Source organism: Saccharothrix coeruleofusca (genome assembly GCF_014648515.1).
In the GTDB taxonomy this organism is placed as follows: Bacteria; Actinomycetota; Actinomycetes; order Mycobacteriales; family Pseudonocardiaceae; genus Actinosynnema; species Actinosynnema coeruleofuscum.
On sequence record NZ_BMRG01000016.1, the window covers coordinates 10,562 to 12,449 of the forward strand.

The following is a 1,888-nucleotide window of genomic DNA, read 5'->3' on the forward strand; positions in this document are numbered from 1 at the left end:
AGCGCGCCCTGCCCCGCGACCTGACCGCCGAGCAGTGGGCGGAGCTTTTTGTCGTACCCCACCGCTAGGTTCCCCGGCATGATCGACTCCACCTGGTCCCGCCCCGCCCCCTGCACCGCCGCGCCCGCGCCGCGAACCCGCCGCCCCGGCGGCACCGGTAGCGGACGCCCGCCCGCCGGGCCGCGTCGTGGCAGGCGGGACGGCCGGGTGGGGCCGCGCCGAGGCGCGGCGGGGTGACGCCGTTCGGCCCTCCCCGGCAGGCTCAGCGGGTCGTTGAACCGGCGTCGACCTGCGGACGCCTCCGGCGATTCGTGCTTTCGCCGGAGGCGCCGCGGCCGTTCGGTCAGCGTCGTTGGTGGGCCATCCACTGCCAGACGCGGGTTCCGCGGATGCTCGGGTCATTGCGGGCCACGTAGATCCACGACCAGTGCCCTGGGAACTGGTAGCCGTTCCACACGACGTTGTCGTAGAGCGTCATCAGCGAACCGGGGATGAGGTCGTGCGCGTGGACGGTGTTGGCCTGCGGGTCGATCGTCGTGTCGTCACGGGAGGTCACCAACCAGGTGGGAGTGCTGATGCCCGTCAGCTCGGCGTCGGGGATCAGCGGCGGGCCGCCCGCCTGCCGGGGAGCCACGACGCCGCAGATGGGCACGGACGCGGCGAACACGGCGGGGTAGACCGTGGTCATCTTCAAGGCCATGTAGCCACCGTTGCTGCAACCGACCACGTAGATGCGCCGGGGGTCGACCGAGCGCTTCCGGACGACCTCGCGGATGATCTCGTGGATGAGCGGGGCGAAGCGGGGACCGTCCTGCATCCAGGCGGAGGTGCTCTGCGGAGCGACCACGTGGGCGCCGTCGAAGATCCGCTGCGCCTCGTCGGTGGCGAAGCCCAACGCGCCGCGGTTGGCGCGCAGCGTCGTCTCGTTGTCGTAGTAGTCGTCCGGCAGGGACGCGCCCTCGCCCCCGCCGTGCAGCCAGACGATCAGGGGGCGCCTGCCGCGCCGGGCGGAGGGGCCGGGTGAGTACAGCCGGTACTTCATGCCCGAGCCGGAGACGTGGTGGCTGAACGCGTCGACCTCGGGGTTGACCAGCTCGCCCTGGCTGAAGCGCGAGATGGTGACCGGCGCGCCGCGGCGCAGGGCGATCGGGGCGTTCTGCGTGATGGTGTAGGCGAGGTCGAGCCGGACGTTGCGGCCCTTGCTGCCGATGTAGCCGAGGGTGCCGCCGCCGGGTTGGCCCTCGCCGTGGCTCAGCGAGAGCACGACGTTGCCGTGGCGGTCGAGCCGGGCGGCGGTCACCGGCCGGTCGAGGTCGTAGCCCACGGCCTGCCCGTCGGTGTCGATCGGACTGGTTGCCTTGGCGCGCACGCTGAACGTGCCCGTCGTCAGGCTCGCCGGGTCGATCGGTCCGATCCGGGACGTCTCGAGGGTGACGGAGGTGACCTGCTCGCCGCCGTCGAGGGTCACCGCGTTCAGGATGAACCTCACCTTGCCGGTCGGGCGGGTGTCGGCGTTGGCGGTGATGGCGGGCAGCGCCAGACCGGCGGCCGCACCCGCGCCTGCTGCCAGGACGGTACGACGGTTGACAAACACGGCCATGCGGGCTCCTTCGTCGTTGAATGGAGGCGGAGCGCTTGCTTCACCCGGTTTCGCGACGGTCCCGAGAGGAGCGCGGGACCGGGCGACGCCGACGGGACCGAGCATGGCAGATTTACTTCGGACAGTGAAGTATTTCGGGGTCGCCTTCCTGTTCGCCGAGATCCGCACCGAGGCGGGCCTGGAGGGGGTGGGCTTCAGCTACGCCAAGCGCGCGGGCGGATGCACCTGTCGGACCGCCCCGGACTGGGCATCACCCTCAGCGAGCAGGCGCGCGCCTGGACCGTCGAC

The 1,888-nt window shown here is 71.8% G+C and carries 2 protein-coding genes; one reads left to right on the plus strand and one right to left on the minus strand.

Going from position 1 to position 1,888, the window contains the following annotated elements; all coding sequences use genetic code 11:
• Positions 1-78: 78 nt before the first annotated feature.
• Entirely contained in the window at positions 79-237 is a 159-nt protein-coding gene (locus IEZ00_RS28315) for a hypothetical protein (protein ID WP_189226408.1), read from the plus strand.
• A gap of 106 nt (positions 238-343) precedes the next feature.
• Here IEZ00_RS28315 and IEZ00_RS28320 read toward each other — a convergent pair whose 3' ends face one another.
• A complete protein-coding gene (locus IEZ00_RS28320) occupies positions 344-1,600 on the minus strand; it encodes a PHB depolymerase family esterase (RefSeq protein WP_189226409.1) in 1,257 nt (418 codons plus the stop codon).
• Positions 1,601-1,888 lie beyond the last annotated feature (288 nt).

Excerpts from the sequence above, each read along its gene's own strand:
- IEZ00_RS28315 (WP_189226408.1), top strand. The coding sequence starts at position 79 with ATGATCGACTCCACCTGGTCCCGCCCCGCCCCCTGCACCGCCGCGCCC.
- IEZ00_RS28320 (WP_189226409.1), bottom strand. The coding sequence starts at position 1,600 with ATGGCCGTGTTTGTCAACCGTCGTACCGTCCTGGCAGCAGGCGCGGGT.